General features: G+C 64.2%; 18 protein-coding genes and 1 pseudogene. 12 read left to right on the top strand and 7 right to left on the bottom strand.

The genetic code is table 11. The annotated features are described in order from the left end of the window. Positions 1-34: 34 nt before the first annotated feature. A complete protein-coding gene (locus tag GO999_RS19630; protein ID WP_104070434.1) occupies positions 35-523 on the bottom strand; it encodes a winged helix-turn-helix transcriptional regulator in 489 nt (162 codons plus the stop codon). 66 nt (positions 524-589) lie between these two features. On the opposite strand from GO999_RS19630, the gene GO999_RS19635 reads away from it, so the two are divergent. Then, entirely contained in the window at positions 590-1,087 is a 498-nt protein-coding gene (locus tag GO999_RS19635) for a MaoC family dehydratase (RefSeq protein ID WP_211907138.1), read from the top strand. Positions 1,088-1,511: 424 nt separating this feature from the next. Here the strand turns inward: GO999_RS19635 and GO999_RS19640 are convergent, their stop codons facing one another. The 4 genes from GO999_RS19640 to GO999_RS19655 form a co-directional block, all read right to left on the bottom strand. After that, complete coding sequence (locus GO999_RS19640; protein WP_029240568.1) at positions 1,512-2,216, bottom strand: helix-turn-helix transcriptional regulator; 705 nt, start codon at positions 2,214-2,216, stop codon at positions 1,512-1,514. A gap of 2 nt (positions 2,217-2,218) precedes the next feature. After that, positions 2,219-3,151 carry an NAD(P)-dependent alcohol dehydrogenase gene (locus GO999_RS19645; RefSeq protein ID WP_019719702.1) on the bottom strand — a complete coding sequence of 311 codons (933 nt, stop codon included), beginning with the start codon at positions 3,149-3,151 and terminating at the stop codon, positions 2,219-2,221. Between the two features lie 20 nt (positions 3,152-3,171). Then, the gene (locus tag GO999_RS19650) at positions 3,172-3,540 is read right to left on the bottom strand and encodes an antibiotic biosynthesis monooxygenase family protein (protein ID WP_211907139.1); all 369 of its coding nucleotides are present in this window, start codon (positions 3,538-3,540) and stop codon (positions 3,172-3,174) included. Between the two features lie 147 nt (positions 3,541-3,687). Further along, entirely contained in the window at positions 3,688-4,692 is a 1,005-nt protein-coding gene (locus GO999_RS19655) for a LysR family transcriptional regulator (RefSeq protein WP_211907140.1), read from the bottom strand. Between the two features lie 237 nt (positions 4,693-4,929). Between GO999_RS19655 and GO999_RS19660 the strand changes: the two genes are divergently transcribed. The 8 genes and pseudogenes from GO999_RS19660 (at position 4,930) to GO999_RS19695 (ending at position 10,397) form a co-directional block, all read left to right on the top strand. Then, the gene (locus tag GO999_RS19660; protein ID WP_016726922.1) at positions 4,930-5,229 is read left to right on the top strand and encodes a YciI family protein; all 300 of its coding nucleotides are present in this window, start codon (positions 4,930-4,932) and stop codon (positions 5,227-5,229) included. Between the two features lie 23 nt (positions 5,230-5,252). Beyond that, positions 5,253-6,317 (top strand): NAD(P)-dependent alcohol dehydrogenase, encoded by a 1,065-nt coding sequence (locus tag GO999_RS19665; RefSeq protein ID WP_165591881.1) that lies wholly within the window; start codon positions 5,253-5,255, stop codon positions 6,315-6,317. Then, on the top strand, positions 6,314-7,003 hold the full coding sequence (locus tag GO999_RS19670) for a type 1 glutamine amidotransferase domain-containing protein (protein ID WP_020829896.1): 690 nt from the start codon (positions 6,314-6,316) through the stop codon (positions 7,001-7,003). The genes GO999_RS19665 and GO999_RS19670 overlap by 4 nt, the downstream gene beginning before the upstream one ends. A gap of 1 nt (position 7,004) precedes the next feature. After that, positions 7,005-7,985 carry an amidohydrolase family protein gene (locus tag GO999_RS19675; protein WP_020829895.1) on the top strand — a complete coding sequence of 327 codons (981 nt, stop codon included), beginning with the start codon at positions 7,005-7,007 and terminating at the stop codon, positions 7,983-7,985. A gap of 116 nt (positions 7,986-8,101) precedes the next feature. Further along, on the top strand, positions 8,102-8,479 hold the full coding sequence (locus GO999_RS19680; protein WP_016726915.1) for a putative quinol monooxygenase: 378 nt from the start codon (positions 8,102-8,104) through the stop codon (positions 8,477-8,479). Positions 8,480-8,499: 20 nt separating this feature from the next. After that, a complete protein-coding gene (locus GO999_RS24845; RefSeq protein ID WP_249215130.1) occupies positions 8,500-8,847 on the top strand; it encodes an SMP-30/gluconolactonase/LRE family protein in 348 nt (115 codons plus the stop codon). Between the two features lie 312 nt (positions 8,848-9,159). Beyond that, entirely contained in the window at positions 9,160-9,897 is a 738-nt protein-coding gene (locus GO999_RS19690; protein ID WP_058907293.1) for an SDR family oxidoreductase, read from the top strand. Between the two features lie 124 nt (positions 9,898-10,021). After that, a pseudogene (locus GO999_RS19695) lies at positions 10,022-10,397 on the top strand (transposase). 311 nt (positions 10,398-10,708) lie between these two features. Here GO999_RS19695 and GO999_RS19700 read toward each other — a convergent pair. Further along, positions 10,709-11,302, bottom strand: coding sequence for a TetR/AcrR family transcriptional regulator (locus GO999_RS19700; RefSeq protein WP_016724507.1), 594 nt, complete (start codon positions 11,300-11,302; stop codon positions 10,709-10,711). A 211-nt stretch (positions 11,303-11,513) separates the two neighbouring features. On the opposite strand from GO999_RS19700, the gene GO999_RS19705 reads away from it, so the two are divergent. Continuing rightward, positions 11,514-12,602, top strand: a complete 1,089-nt coding sequence (locus tag GO999_RS19705) for an MBL fold metallo-hydrolase (protein WP_016724506.1) — start codon at positions 11,514-11,516, stop codon at positions 12,600-12,602. A gap of 81 nt (positions 12,603-12,683) precedes the next feature. Further along, complete coding sequence (locus GO999_RS19710) at positions 12,684-13,604, top strand: oxidoreductase (protein WP_211907141.1); 921 nt, start codon at positions 12,684-12,686, stop codon at positions 13,602-13,604. Between the two features lie 23 nt (positions 13,605-13,627). Here the strand turns inward: GO999_RS19710 and GO999_RS19715 are convergent, their stop codons facing one another. Further along, the gene (locus GO999_RS19715; RefSeq protein WP_019719689.1) at positions 13,628-14,695 is read right to left on the bottom strand and encodes an NAD(P)-dependent alcohol dehydrogenase; all 1,068 of its coding nucleotides are present in this window, start codon (positions 14,693-14,695) and stop codon (positions 13,628-13,630) included. 348 nt (positions 14,696-15,043) lie between these two features. Here GO999_RS19715 and GO999_RS19720 point away from each other — a divergent pair, with 348 nt between their 5' ends. Next, the gene (locus GO999_RS19720) at positions 15,044-16,015 is read left to right on the top strand and encodes a LysR family transcriptional regulator (RefSeq protein ID WP_016724503.1); all 972 of its coding nucleotides are present in this window, start codon (positions 15,044-15,046) and stop codon (positions 16,013-16,015) included. The last annotated feature ends 148 nt before the right edge of the window (positions 16,016-16,163 follow it).

Below are 16,163 nucleotides of genomic sequence, written 5' to 3' on the forward strand. Positions count from 1 at the left end.
GTTGGGATGCGCGCGGGTACGGCATGGCTTGGGATTACGCACCATCGCGGCGGGCCTGCCGCTCCGCTTTGAAACTTGCTCCCAGCGTGACGGTTGCATCCTTTGGCCCGAACGGCTCATCGCATGCGGGGCAGACGAGTTTGAGACCCGTCTCGTGCCCGCACTGCCGATGGGTGATGGTCAAGGCAGGCGCAGTCTTCGCCTTGAAGCCGCCCCATTTCTCGCCCCAGGATTTGAGGCTCAGAAGCAAGGGATAGAAATCCAGGCCCTTGTTTGTCAGCCGGTACTCGTGCCGCGGAGGCCGGTCGCTGTAAAGATGCCGCACCACAATGCCGTCAGCTTCCAGCCGCTTGAGGCGGGTGGAAAGCAGATGCGACGACATGCCCGTCTGTGCCTGGAATTCCTCGAACCGTTTTACGCCCAGAAACAACTCGCGCAGGATCAGGACCGTCCAGCGATCGCCGACCACAGCAAGTGTGCGTGCGATAGGGCACACCGTTTCACCGACTTCCGACCAGCCCATGCTCACTCACTTCAAAAATTGAAGCCACTATAGCCTAGATTGGACGGCAACATCAAGGAGACGGATATGCCAGCGATCACCAGGCACCCGCGGCCGGGAGAGCCCCGCTATCTGGAGGACTTCAAGGTCGGGGATCTGACCGAAACCAGCGGGTTCGCCGTCACGCGAGACATGATCCTGTCCTTTGCCGAACAGTACGATCCGCAGCCGATGCACCTTGATGAGACGGCTGCACGTGACACGGTCTTCGGAGAGCTGGTCGGCAGTGGCTGGCAGACGCTGGCTGTGACGATGCGGCTGCTCCTGGACGCGCGCCTTCTCGGCGGCACGCCCATCGTGGGGGCCGAGCTCAGGGACATCCGGTTTCATGCCCCCATGCGTCCCGGAGACGTTTTGCGGGCGCGCGCCGAGGTCATTGCCATACGTCCCTCCAAGAGCCGTCCAGATCGCGGGTTCATGGACATGCGAGTGACGACGACGAATTCGGAAGGCGTGACACTCGTCACGCAGCGCTGGAGCCTGGTGGTGCCGCGCCGGCCAGATTTCCAGAAAGTCGCGCTTTAGAGCCCGTTTGGAAATTCAAGGATGAGCGATTCTGCGCAGTAGCAAGCCGCTCATTGCGACATGAATCATCTAAGAAGCCTGGCCGAGCATATGTCAAAAAAGGCGTATCAGACGGCGCGGCGCGCGCAGTTCTACCTGATGATGCTCTGCGGCATGAGGACCAACTGCCTGGCTCGCCGGCATATCCGGAACTGCTGCGCAAGCACGCGTAGTGCGTCTCGAAATCGGGCCTCAAACTCAACGACTCCAGCCGAAACTACAATTGCTGGTCCCTTACGTGGCCCCCGGCATGCCAGGTTCCACTGGTAATTGAAATCCCGTCAATCCTGGAGGACAAGCTCCAGCATCGCTATTCTTCAATCGGCCGACTTCACGATGAGAACGGCGCGTCTGCGGTGGCGAGACTATGCTGACCGGGCAACCGTCAGCAAACGGCACTTCGGCCATTGCACGGCAACACTTCCTGGCTGCGCCACTCTTTGACGAGCTGACGTCGGTTTCGCGTGTAGCGGTCGACAAGGACTTCCGCGCTGGCGATGTTGTCCATGCCGATCACACGAAATGCACTATCCACCTCACACCAGGCGGCGATAAACCGCTTGGCGTCAACGAAGCCCAACATGATCGGCCAGATCACCTGCTCCGCGACCGCCGCGTGCACCCCGGACAGCGTGATACGCACCTTGCGCTGCTCGCGCAAGGCGCGCCTGACTTCACTGAGATCGAGCGGCATTGCGGCTTTTGCCGGGTGACCCACGTAGACCGTGTCGTCATCCAGGGCGGACCGCATGTCCGACGGCAGAACCGCATAGATCTTGGCCAGCGCGTTCTTTACGGCAAGGGCGAGGGTATCGTCGGTCTGGCGACTGACCCACTGCGCGCCGATCACCAGTGCCTGAATCTCCTCTTCCGTGAACGAAAGCGGTGGCAGTAGAAAGCCCGGCTGCAAAATGTAGCCGACCCCCGGCTCTGCGTCGATATCGGCGCCCATCCCTTGGAGGGTCGCCACATCACGGCGGATCGTCCGAAGGGACACGCCCAGCTCGCGCGCGAGCGCTTGCCCCGACACTGTCCTCCGGTGTCGGCGAAGCACCTGCATCAGATCAAACAGCCGGTGACTTCTGGACACGTTCACTCCATGGCCACAAGGCCCTTTCCACCGAGCTTTCTTCCGGCCTCAAGCTCTGTGATCAGTTGAATCGCATGGCTCAGCGGTACCGTTTCGCCCACAGGCATCCTGAATCGCTGCTCCGCTGCGGCAGCGGATAGCCTGTCGAGAATCTCCGCGCGTGGCGCACCAATCACCGGCTTCAACCGCCGATCGACGAGCGCGCGCATCAGCTTGGCCGGACCCGGATTCAAATCGAGGAACACTCCGCCGCGCCGCAACATGGCAACGCCCGCAGACACCGGCATCGTCGCCGACGTGTCGTAAACCACATCGAAACGCTCGGCGATCTCCGATACGTTTGTCGTTCGATAGTCGTAGAGACGCTGTACACCGAGAGACCTTGCGCGATCCATGTCGCGCGCACTGCAGCTGCCCCAGACCGCTGCGCCGAAAAGCTGCGCAATCTGTACCGCCGCCTCACCGACTGCACCGGCGCAGCCGTTGATGAAGACGCGTTGCCCGGCCTTGAGCTTCGCCTTGTCGATCAGGCCGTTCCAGGCAGTGACGCCGGGTGTACCAAGACAAGCGGCTTGCTCGAACGAGACGTTGTCCGGCTTTCTGGCGAGAAATGTTTCCTTCGTGACCACAGCCTGCCCCAACGCGCCGCTCTCCTTGAAGCGTGCGAGCCCGAATACGGGGTCTCCTGCCCGAAAGCGGATCACGCCTGGGCCGACAGACATGACGGTTCCAGAGAAGTCCATACCCATTGCCCGCGGGAAAACCCGGCCAGTCACGATCTTCATCTGCCCGTTGCGCAACTTCCAGTCGATGGGATTGACCGCAGCGAATCTGACCCGCACGGCCACCTCTCCCGCGCCCGGCGCAGAGAGCTCGAACTCGTCGACCGCCATCCACTCCGGACCGCCGTACCTGCTGTATTGAATGCGTTTCATACGTGTTGCCACCCGAAGCGTTAAGCCGTGCAAAGGCCCGGTACGGCGACCTTCTCAAAGAGATGCGGGCGGGCAGTCACCGACGGTGGGTGCGCCTTGAGCCTTTCGCGAAATTCGGGATGGTTGAAGGCATCACGCCATGCCACCACGCTCTCAAAGACGGCATAGTTGAAATAGGTCGGGTTGTCGCCGATCGCACGGTGTAACTGCGTGGAAATAAGACCGGGCTGGAGCTTCATGAAGCGCGCGTCCTCGGCCCAAGCGGCCAGGAACGCGTCTTCGTCTGCAGGGACCATGGTGCACAGGTTGATCATCACAATGGGGCCGGCGTCGATATCCACCTGGCGGGCGACCGGAAAGCCTGGATCAAGCGGTTCAAATGTAGGCATGCTCAACTCCTTCTCGGGATTGGCGCGCGAGGGACGTTCGAGATCTCCCTGCGCTGTGAAGCCACTCTACCCACCCGTGGGGACAGCTTTTGTCACCATTGTGAGAAGGACGATGGTGCGGACAGCCCGGTTCCGAATGCGCCGGCATCAGCGCGTACGACGCGTTCCTCGCGGTGACGAAGCGCCGCCAGCCGTCACGCGCTGCGCCTGCCAGCCCGGGCGCACGATGGGGGTCTCCATGCCCCTGACGAGCGGCAGCTTCTCAACGAGCGTGTCGATGGCAAGCCGCACACGCAGAGGCATGTAGTCCGTTGCAGGCCAGATGGCATGGCTATCCATGGAAGCAGCGGGCCGATCCTCCCAAAGCACGGTCAGTGCCCCTGCCCGAATGCGATCGCACACAAGCCAATGCGGCAACCACGTAATGCCCATGCCGGCCACCGCCGCGTCGGCGGTCACCTCCAGATCATCGAACCGCAGGCGAGACGCGAGCCGGACTTCGGTCAGGCGCCCATCGGCGTCGGGCAGCAACCACGGATAGGGGTGGCCCGTGCGCCAGTGAATCAGCACATCATGGGCGGCCAGGGCTTCAATCGTGTCGGGTTCACCGCGCGCCTTGAGGTACGCGGGGGAGGCACACAAGACCTTGGGCTGTGTGGCGAGCGGACGCGCACACAGCCCGGTCGCTTCGCCCAGGGCGCCATTGCGAATGCCGAGGTCAAACCCTTCGGCGATCATGTCGACGGGTCTGTCGCTGAAGCTCAGTTCCAGTTCCAGCTTGGGATGCTGGCGCGCAAAGTCCAGCAGAATCGGCGCCACGCAATAGCGACCGAACAGCACCGGCATCGTGATCCGCAGCCGTCCCGCAACCTCCTGCTTGCCCGACTCCAGCAGCGACTCGGCCGCGCGCAGTTCTTCGATCGCGCGCAAGCAACGCTCGTAGTAGATCTGGCCGTCTTCGGTCAGGTTTTGCGTGCGCGTCGTGCGATGGAACAGCCGAACGCCAAGGCGGGATTCCAGGCGTGCAATCGCCTTGCCGACGGCCGATCGAGATAGCGCCAGGCGCTCGGCCGCTCGCGCGAAACCGCCCGCCTCCACCGCTTCCACGAAGACCGCTACGCCGTCCAACCGGCCTCGCATGTCGGTTTTCATCAGTCCATCCGTCATCAAAAGAGTCACACGCCATCCCGGCCGCGCATGCCAACCATAGCGGCTTGCGCAGCACGCTTGGTAGCCCCCAGTTCTACAAAGGTGGGAAAAACTGTCGCCACTAGCGCCTGCTCTTCCACAGTAGCATCGTTCCCACCCAAGGCAAGCGCACCGTCTGCCACCGCGCCGCGTGCGCCAGCCCTCCGGATCCCCGCATTTTTCGACCCAGGAACCTCTTCCATGAAATTCCTTTGCCTCGACATTCCCCAGCCCGGCGCCAGCCTGGAGAAATACCCGCCGCACATGCACGAGGAAACACGCCATGCCTGGACGCTCTATACGGGCGGCGTCGTGCGCGACTTCTATTTCCGTCAGGACCGCCCGGGCGTCGCTCTCATTGCCGAGGCCGACTCGATTGAGGCTGCCCGAGCAGCACTGAACGAATTTCCGCTTGCCAAGGCCGGGCTCATCGGCTGGGACGTGATCCCGCTCGGCCCCTTCACGGGCTGGCAACTGCTCTTCGCACCGGGCAATACCTGACACCTTCCCCCGGAGTTTCGACCATGAATGCTTCCGGCTACGCTGCGTCATCGGCCGCCGACGCGCTTGCGCCTTTCGCTTTCGAGCGGCGCCAGCCTCGGCCGGATGATGTTGTCATCGACGTCCTGTTCTGCGGGGTGTGCCACACGGATTTGCACCTGGCCCGCAACCACGGCGGCTTCACGACGTATCCCATCGTGCCGGGCCACGAGATCATCGGCAGGGTCCGGCAGGTGGGCGACAAGGTCCGCCGCTTCAAGGCGGGCGACATGGTCGGCGTCGGCTGCATGGTCGATTCGTGCCAGCACTGTCAGCCTTGCCTGAAGGGCTGGGAACAGGATTGCTCCGAAGGCCCCACCTTCACCTACAACGGCATCGATCGGCATGACGGCATGGTGACCTACGGCGGTTATTCGGATTCAATCGTCGTCCGGGACAGGTTTGTGCTGTCCATTCCCAATGGGCTCGATCCCGCCGGCGCGGCGCCGCTGCTGTGCGCGGGCATCACCACGTGGTCGCCGCTGCATCGCTGGAATGTGGGCCCTGGCAGCAAGGTCGCGGTGATTGGCCTGGGCGGGCTTGGCCACATGGCGTTGAAACTGGCGAAGGCCCTCGGCGCCGAGGTGTCGCTGTTCACGCGCTCGCCCGGCAAGGAAGAGGATGCCTTCCGGCTGGGCGCCGATCACGTGGTGCTATCGAACGATCCGGCCCAGATGGCAGCGGTGGCAGGCCGGTTCGACGTGATCATCGACACGGTGCCCTACGACCACGACATCAATCCCTACATGCCGACACTGGCGCTCGAAGGCGTGCTCGTGCTGGTGGGATACCTGGGCCCGCTTGGCACGCCGGTGAACGCCGGGGGCGTTGTGCGCGGACGCCGCGCCATCTCGGGCTCATTCATTGGCGGCGTACCGGAAACCCAGCAAATGCTGGACTTCTGCGGGCAGCACGGCATCGTCTCCGATGTCGAGGTCATTGCCATCCAGCAGATCAACCAAGCCTATGAACGCCTGCTGAAGAGCGACGTGAAGTATCGCTTCGTCATCGACATGGCCTCTCTCAAGACATCAGGAGCACCTGCGTGACCGCAACCATCAAGCCCGTTTTGTGCGTCGTTACGAGCCACCCGATCCGCGGCGACAGCGGTGAGCCCACCGGCTTTGCCATGGTCGAGCTCACACACCCGCTGGAGGTCTTCCGCGAGGCCGGCATCCCTGTCGAAATTGCATCGATCCGTGGCGGCCATCCGCCCATCGACTTCTTCGACCTCACGGACCCGGTCAACAATCGCTTCTGGCGCGACGCCACGTTCCGCGAGGCGCTTGCCCATTCGCTCGTGCTTGGCGATGTGGATCCGTCGTGCTACTCAGCAGTGTTCTTCGCGGGCGGCCACGGCACGATGTGGGACTTCGCCGACAGCGCGGCCGTGCAGCACGTCATTCGCACCATCTACGAAGCCGGCGGCATCGTGTCCGCTGTCTGCCATGGCCCGGCAGCGCTGGTGAATGCGAGGCTTTCCGACGGCAGCCATCTCGTTGCCGGAAAGAAGGTCGCCGCCTTTACCGACGAGGAGGAAGCGGAGGTCAAGTACACGAACGTCGTGCCCTACCTGCTTGCGACGACGCTCAAGCAACGGGGCGCGCTGCATCAGCCCGCGCCCAACTGGACGGCGAACGTGGTAGCGGATGGCCGCCTCATCACCGGTCAGAATCCCGCGTCTGCCCACGGCGTCGGCGAAGCGGTGGTCAAACAGCTCACGACCAAGCCCTGACATGAAGATTGTCGCCATCGAAGAGCACGTTCTGCCCGACGCGGTCAAGCAGGCGTGGAACACCATCCCTGGCGCCGATGATGGAACCCTCGCATTGAATACGGGGGTACTGGGCGAGCGCCTCGCCAACCTGGCCGAGCAACGGCTGGCCCTGATGGACGAAACTGGCGTCGACGTACAAGTGCTCTCGCTGACGACCCCAGGCCTGAACAACCTGGGGCATCACGGTATCGATCTGGCGCGACGTGTGAATGACCTCCTGGCCGAAACCGTCGCTGCCAACCCATCCCGCTTTCAGGCACTGGCGGTCTTGCCCTTCGCAGACGCTGAAAGCGCCGCGCAAGAGCTTCGGCGTTGTGTCGAGCAGCTCGGCTTCAAGGGCGCCATCCTTTACGGACGCGTCGGTGAGAAGCATCTCGACCACGCAATGTTCGAACCGACCTTTGCCTGCGCGGCCGAATTGGGCGCGCCATTGCTCATCCATCCGCAGATTCCGCAGGCGAGCGTTCGCGATGCCTACTACGCAGGCTTTGGTGCACCGGTCGATCTGGCCCTGTCGACCTTCGGGCTCGGATGGCATTACGAGGCCGGTATCCAGTTCGTCCGGATTGTCCTAGCGGGTGTGTTCGATCGGCATCCAAATCTGCAGGTGATCCTGGGCCATTGGGGCGAACTGGTCATGTTCTATCTCGAACGCCTCATCATGCTCGACCGAGTATCGAAGCTGCCCCGCCCCTTTGTTGAGTACGTCCGAAGCCACCTCTATCTGACCGCGAGCGGCATATTCAGCCCCGCGTATCTGCGTCAGGCAATCGAAGTGGTCGGGCCGGATCGGATCCTGTTTTCAACCGATTACCCCTACCAATACCGACCTGGCGCCGATGCCCGCCGCTTCGTTGCAACGCTGGAGTTAAGCGACGACGACAGACGGAAATTCGCGCACGGCAACTGGGAAAGACTCACCAGAGGAGCCAACCTGTGACGCCAATGTTCTCCCCGCGAGCTACGTTACGCAGCATCGTATTGACCTTGCTGGCTTGCCTGGTTGCACAGGCCGGTGCCGCTCAGACAACCCAGCAGCCAGCAGGAAACGCAGCCATGCAAACCTTGGGACTCTGGACTTCAGCGGCCGGTGAGCAACAGCCCACCGCGCCGTACGTGCGTATCGCACAACTCGATGTCGACCCGCAGCGGCTTGCAGAATTCGAGGCGGTGCTTCGAGAGAGCGCCTCCACGTCAGTACGGGTGGAGCCGGGCGTGTACACACTGTATGCGGTTGCGTTCAAGGACAATCCGCATCGATTCCTTGTCTTCGAGATGTACAAGGATGAGGCCGCATACAAAGCGCACCGTGAGACGCCGCACTTCCGGAAGTTCTTCGAAACCACGCAGATGATGGTGACGTCTCGAACGTTCCTGGACGTCAACCCCGTCGTGCTGGGCGCCAAGGCATACTGGGAACGTTCTGGCCAATAGTTCGAATTGGCTCGGACGGCATCGCTGTCAGCGCTGATGGCGAATGCCTCTATTACTGCGCACTCGCCAGCCGGCGACTCTACAGCGTTGCAACGTCCGCGCTTCGTGACATCACAATGACTGACACTCAGGTTGCCGCCACCGTGCGTGACGAAGGCTTAAAACCAGGCGCTTCCGACGGACTGGAATCTGACGTGCTGGGGCGCCTCTATGCAACGGACTACGAACATAACGCGATACATCGGCGCCTCGCCGATGGAGCCTATGAAACGTTAGCTCAGGATTCGCGGCTCTCGTGGCCCGACACGCTTGCGCTGGCTAGCGACGGCTATCTGTTCGTCATTGCAAAGGTCCACAGGCAACCCTGATTCCAGAATGGAAAAGACCGTCGGGTGAAGCCGTATCTCTTGCTGCGGATCAAAACAGACGGAAAACCCGTCTCACTGCGGCGAGAGGATTGGCATCACTCTCTCTTGTGCTCCGCCAAAAAGCTTGGTAAAAGCCGTGTGTCGAAAGAGTGCTGACCGGATGGTAGCCCGGTCGTCGTTCAACCGAACGGCAACTCCTCCCCTCGGGGTATCCGCGACACCCAGCCCGGCTTGCCGGTAGCGAAGGTGTGTCCGTGATACCCCATGTCATCGTCGGCGCACCTTCTCCTTGAAATAGAAGGACGTACGACCATGAAACTCACAGCCAATACAATCCTCGTCACCGGCGGCGCGACCGGCATTGGCCTCGCACTTGCCAAACGACTTTCCGAAAGCAATCAGGTGATCATCTGCGGCCGCAACGAGGCCGCCCTCCAGAAGGCGACGGATGAAGTGCCGGCGTTGGTGACGCGCGTCTGCGACGTCGCCGACACGCTCAGCCGCCGCGAAATGGTTGAATGGCTGAAGGCGGAGCATCCTGCGCTCAACATGGTCATCAACAATGCCGGCATTCAGGCACAGCGCGACTTCACATCCAATCCGTCGATGGAGAGCCTGGACCAGGAGGTGGCGATCAACTTCACGGCCCCAATCCACCTGATCGCCGAGCTGCTGCCCACGCTCAGGCGGCAAGATCAGGCCTATATCGTCAATGTCAGCTCGGGATTGGCCTTCTCGCCGATGGCCGATGTGCCGGTCTACTGCGCCACAAAGGCCGCTATCCACTCCTTCACGCTCAGTCTGCGGCATCAGTTGAAGGCTATCGGCATCCGTGTGATCGAAATCGCCCCGCCCATCGTCGATACGAGCCTGGGTGGCAACACCCGCAGCGCCGGGACGGCCAATCGCATGATGGTCACTGCGGAGGCATTCGCTGCCGAGGCCCTCGCACAACTGGAGTCGGGCAAGGATGAGGTCCTGGTCGGTGTTTCGGCCCAGACACGCCAGTTGGGCGAAGCCATGTTCGAGCGGATGAACAACCGCGCCTGACCTGTTTCGGAGGGGAATTCCATGACCATAGCTTCGCTATTTTCACGGCTAGATGCCCCCCGTTGTTCTAGTTTTCTCAGAGCCCGTTTGAAAATTCCCCGCGGGTGTGATGTAAAGACGGGATGTGGAAAAAGAACATCGAGAACGCGAGGCGAAGCTGGCTGGCAAGACCGAGCGTTACCCCATCGACATGACGGACGTCGAATGGGCCGCTGTGCAGCCGCTGCTGCCACGCGCGGCCGTCGATGGCGCATACGACCGTACAACGCTGACGGACAAGGCCGCAACCCTTCGACTTCATGGTTGAGGTGGTGCGCCGCCACGAGCAGCAAACGGGCTTTGCCGTTCCGCCGCGCCGCTGGGTGGTTGAGCGCACCTTTGGATGGATGGTTCGCTGGCGTCGGCTCGTACGCGACTACGAGCCGCGCGCGGACGTCTCGGAGGCCATGATTCATATCGCGCTGAGCGGCTTGCTACTGCGCAGAATCGCTCATCCTTGAATTTCCAAACGGGCTCTTACGACGCCCCTGACCGCAACAGAAGGCGATGCCGACACGCAACCGCCTACTGCCGAGCGCAAATGACTGCCTCAAATTGGCCGAAGGCGGCTGCCGATCTGCAAAGCACTGAACAACGGCACGAAACGCAAAGCCGACAACACCAGAGGACTAGAGGACAGAACCGGGTGGGGCGCATTCAACCTGGCAGCAATGCATGGCGTTCTCACACCCAACACGCGGCGCGGAAAACATCACCCCCACATCAACACCCCAGCATCGCCCATCCCATCACGCATGCCCCTCGACAGGCATCAACGCTTGCCACCGGTAGTCGCCCCCACCCGCAACCCAGCCACCATCACCTCAACCAACCGCCTCGCCCCCGCCTCCCAGTCAAGCTCAGCTCCAAAACTCGCCACCCCGGCAACAGCACTCAGCAGATCGAGCGGCTCGACCGCCAGCCCGATCGCACCGCTCTGCTTCGCACGTTCGATCAACTGCGCCAAGGTTTCGATGAGCACTTCGCCGGACAACGTGCACAGCCTTTCGCTGCAGTCCGTCATGCAGTTGAGCACGTCCGCCCGGATCTGCTTGTTCGCCAGGTAGCCGACGAACAGCAACAGCCACTGCCGCACGGCTTCCAGCGGCGGCTGGTCCTCTGACAGTTGGCGCGCGGCCTCGGCCAGCCGGCTGCCTTCATCCCGGTAGATCTCGTCGATCAGCGCGTCCCGCGTCGGGAAATGGCGGTACAGCGTGCCGATGCCGACGCCGGCCTCCCGGGCGATGTCTTCCAGGCTGGCGGAGACGCCCTTCTCGGCGAATGCGGTCTTCGCCACGTCCAGCAGGCGTTGCCGATTGCGCTCGGCATCGGCTCTCGGTTTTCTGGTGGTGATCTTTTCGGCCACTGCGTTGCGCTTCGCTTGACAAACGGAGGATACCTCCGCATATTAAACGGAGGCTGCCTCATGTTATGCCCTCCAGCCCGGCGGCGCAATACCGCCTCGTTGCGGAGGACGTCAAACGGAGAACGCCGCGACGTCTGCGGTTTCGCGTCCAGCGCGATCGCACGCCGGGCCGAGTACGCCGCTTTTTCCATTGTCATCGGAGCCCTTTTTCATGCCGCTGTGCAACGCTGCTTCCCCTCTGCCTTTCGCCGCTTCGGAGACGCCCGCCGCTCCCGGGCCGGACGGCAAATTCCGCAACGCGGTCAGCAGGCCCCGGCAAGGCTTCTGGCAAGGGCTCGGCCTGATGTGGACCTTCTTCTTCAAGCGGCCGGCGGATACGGTGCCGGATCGCGCGCTGCCGACGCAGCCCCTGACGCGCGACCAACTGCTGCAGGCGCCCGACCGCACGCTGTTCCGCCTGGGCCACTCGACGGTGCTGCTCAAGCTGCGGGGCCGCTTCTGGCTCACGGACCCGGTCTTCTCGAAGCGCGCCTCGCCGGTGCAGTGGATCGGACCGAAGCGCTTCCACGCGCCGCCCATCGCGCTTGCGGACCTGCCCGACATCGAGGGCGTGATCCTCTCGCATGACCACTACGACCATCTCGACCGCGACACCGTCCGGGCACTCGCGCCCCGGGTGAAGCACTTCCTCACGCCCCTGGGCGTCGGCGATCGGCTCATCGACTGGGGCGTGGCCGCGGACAAGGTGCGGCAGCTCAACTGGTGGCAGACCACCACGGTCGGCGGTCTGCAATTCACGGCGACGCCCGCGCAGCATTTCTCGGGCCGTACGCTGTCCGACGGCAACCGCACGCTGTGGGCGTCGTGGGTGCTGATCGACGATGACCTGCGCCTCTTCTTCAGCGGCGACACCGGCTATTTCCCCGGCTTCAAGGCCATCGGGGATCGCTTCGGCCCCTTCGACCTGACGTTGATGGAGACCGGCGCGTACGACCCGCGCTGGTCCTACGTGCACATGCTGCCGGAGCAGACCCTGCAGGCCCACCTGGATCTGCGCGGACGGCGGCTCGTGCCGATCCACAATGGCACCTTCGATCTGGCGCTCCATCCCTGGCAGGAGCCGTTCGAGCGAATCCTCTCGGCGGCGCGGGCGCATGACGTCGAGGTGGTCACGCCGATGATCGGCGCGGCGCTCGACATTGTCCGGCCGGCCGCGACGCCGGCCTGGTGGCGGCCTCAGCCCGAAACGCCGCGGGGCGCGGTCACGCCGTCCCTGGCCGCAGGCCACGCCGGCGACTGAATCCATGGGCCGGGCGAAGCCTCGCCGCGAATGCAGCCGGCCGCCCCACCCCTTCGTTCACAGACCGAGTCGAACATCACCATGTCCGCGCGGAACGGTTTTACCGAAGCAGACGTGCCGGACCAGTCCGGCAAAGGCTTCATCGTCACCGGCGCCAATACCGGCCTCGGCCTTGAAACGTCGCGCGTGCTGGCGGCACGCGGGGCGCGCGTCCTGCTTGCGTGCCGGGATCGATCGAAGGCCGAGGCGGCGATGGCACACATCCGGCAGACCCACCCGGGCGCCGACCTGGCATTCCTGCCGCTCGATCTGGCGGACCTGGCCAGCGTGCGAGCCGCGGCCGGGCAGGCGATGACGGCGCCGCGCATCGACGCGCTCATCAACAATGCCGGCGTGATGATGCCGCCGCTGATGCGCACCACGCAAGGCTTCGAACTGCAGCTCGGCGTCAACCACCTGGGCGGCTTCGCGCTGACCGCGCTGCTCCTGCCCAAGCTGGCGCAGACGCCGGGATCGCGGGTCGTCGTAACGTCCAGCCTTGCCCATCGCGGGGCGAGCATCGACTGGGATGACCTCAGCACAGCGACGCGCTACAACCGCGTGAAGCGCTACGGCGCCAGCAAGCTCGCCAACGCGCTCTTCTTTTTTGAGCTGGATCGCCGCTTGCGCGCGTCGGGGTCCCCCGTCACCGCGGTCGGCTGCCATCCGGGGGCGGCGGCGACCGACCTGGTGCGCTATATGGGAGCGCTTCAGCTATTGCAGCCGCTGGTCCGGCGCTTCCTCAACACCGCTGCGATGGGCGCGTGGCCCACGCTGCAAGCGGCCACCGGGCCGGTGCAACCCGGCGGCTACTACGGCCCGACGGGCTTGTGCGGAATCCGCGGCCCCTCGGGCCGGGCCACCCGGTCCGCGCAGGCGCAAGACCCGCTGCTTGCACAGCGGCTCTGGGATGTGTCGATCGCCATGACTGGCATCGACCCCGGGCTGCCCGTGGGAAATTAAGGGCACCCGGGCATCGCCCGAAATCATGCCGCGGCCGCCGCCTTCAGCGAAGCCATGTCGATCACGAAGCGGTACTTCACGTCGGCCTTGAGCATGCGCTCGTAGGCCTCGTTGATGTCCTGGATGCGGATGACTTCGATGTCCGACGTGACGCCGTGCGCGCCGCAGAAGTCGAGCATCGCCTGGGTCTCGGCGATGCCGCCGATCAGCGAGCCGGCCAGGGCCTTGCGGCGGTACACCATCGGCCCCGAGTTGAGCGGGGGCTCCAGCGGGCCGAGGTAGCCCACCATCACGATGGTGCCGCCGGTGGCCAGCGTCGGCACGTAGGGGTTGACGTCATGCTGGTAGGGGACGGTGTCGATGATCAGGTCGAAGCGCCCCGCCACCGTGGCCATCTGCGCCGCATCGGTGGAGATCACGATATGGTCGGCGCCCAGGCGGCGCGCGTCGGCTTCCTTGCCGGGCGAGCGGCTGAACAGCGTCACCTCGGCGCCCATGGCCTTGGCCAGCTTCAGCCCCATGTGGCCCAGGCCGCCCAGACCGACGATGGCCACCTGGCTGCCGGCGCCCACATTCCAGTGGCGCAGCGGCGAGTAGGTCGTGATGCCCGCGCACAGCAGCGGCGCGGCGCCGGCCAGATCCAGCCCCTCGGGCATCTTGAGCACGAAATGCTCGGCAACGACGATCTTCTCGCTGTAGCCGCCGTAGGTGCGCGTGCCGTCGATCGGGTCGGTGCCGTTGTAGGTGTAGGTGGCGCCGTTTTCGCAGTACTGTTCCCAGCCCTTTCCGCAGGCGTTGCAGTGGCGGCACGACTCGACCATGCAGCCCACGCCGACAGGGTCGCCGGCCTTGAAGCGCGTGACCTCGGTGCCGACCTCCAGCACGCGGCCCACGATTTCGTGGCCGGGCACCATCGGATACCGCGCGCTGCCCCAGTCGTTGCGGACGTTGTGCACGTCGGAGTGGCAGACCCCGCAGTACAGGATCTCGATGACGACGTCGTCCGGCCGCGGGCTGCGGCGGTCGAACTCGAACAGGCCCAGGCGGCCGGTGGGGGAATGGGCAGCGTAGCTCTTCACGGCATGGGGCATGGTGTTGGTCCTCAAATGCGGATGAACGGGATGGTGGATGGATGTCGGTGGACGACGCGGTCGGCCCTTTGCGCCGCAGCCGGGCGGAAGCACGGGCGGTCGTGAAGCGTCGGCAGGCCGGTCATCATGATCGAGATGGCCGGAACCGTCATCGGCCGGCTCGCGAGAACCGTGCCCGCACGGCCCGGCGATGGCCTGTGTTCCTGGCGGCGGGGATGGCAGTGGACAGAAGCATGCGCGACAGTCTAGGCAGTCATCTGTCAACTCGCTAGATGGCAAATGCTTGCTCTACAATCAAGCAAAACTTGATACCCACCTTGTGCCCCGGAACGCGGAAAGGTCAAGACCATGCCCATCAACGCGTTACGCGCCATCGCCACCTTCGCCAAGGCCGTCGAGCTCGGCAGCATCCGCCGAGCCGCCGCGGCCCAGGGCGTGACCCCTCAGGCCGCAAGCCAAGCGCTGGCGCAGCTGGAGGAGCACCTGGGTGTCCGCCTGCTGCACCGGACCACGCGCAGCCTGGCCCTGACCGACGAGGGCCAGCGCTTCCTGGAGGCCGCGCAGCCCGCCCTGGCCGCGCTCGACCGCGCGCTGAGCCAGGCGCGCGAGTCCAAGGACGAAATCGCCGGCCCGCTGCGGATCGTGGGCCCCAAGTCGTCGTTCGCGCCGATCCTGATGCCGGTAATCGATGCATTCTGCCGCCAGTACCCGCAGGTGCAGCCCGACGTCCAGCTCGACGACGGGAAAAGCAACTGGGTGCTGGATCGGGTGGACGTGGGGTTCAGGATCGGCGCCTCGCCCGACGAAGGGGTGATCGCGCGCCGGCTGTTCCCGGTGCAGTTGATGATCTGCGCGGCGCCGTCTTACCTGGAGCAGCACGGCGCGCCGAAGTCACTGGACGAACTGGCGACGCACCGCTGCAGCGCCTTCCGGCACCCGGCCACGGACCAGGTGCTGCCCTGGTACCTGAACATCGACGGCGAGATCGTGCATCGGCACGTCTCGCCCACGTTCTCCACGAACGACACCGAGCTGGAATTGCAGGCCGTCCTGGCCGGGCAAGTCATCGGTCAGGTCGCCAATCTCGCGGCAGTCACCCACATCCGGGCCGGACGGCTGGTGCCGCTGCTGCTGCAGCACATGAGCGACCACATCGGCGTGCACCTCTACTACGGCAGCCGCACCGCGCAGCCCCGGCGCGTGCGCGCGTTCATCGACCTGGCCATTCAGCAGTTGCTGGACACGCCGACCTACGTGCTCAGCGCGAAGGAACTCGCCCAGGCAGCCGCGCATCGGGCGAAGGGCAAGCGGAGTCGGTGACAGCCTTGACGGGCCATCGCGCTGCCTTGACGTGAAAGCGCGGCGCGGGTGACGTGAACGGCCGCTCTGGCTAGGTCGGTGTCGCGTGATGCGCCGGCTGCCGCTCCATGCGATCGACCGTTGCCGCCCCATGGCGAACGCTCACAAC

Source organism: Ralstonia nicotianae (assembly GCF_018243235.1).
GTDB classification, from domain to species: domain Bacteria; phylum Pseudomonadota; class Gammaproteobacteria; order Burkholderiales; family Burkholderiaceae; genus Ralstonia; species Ralstonia nicotianae.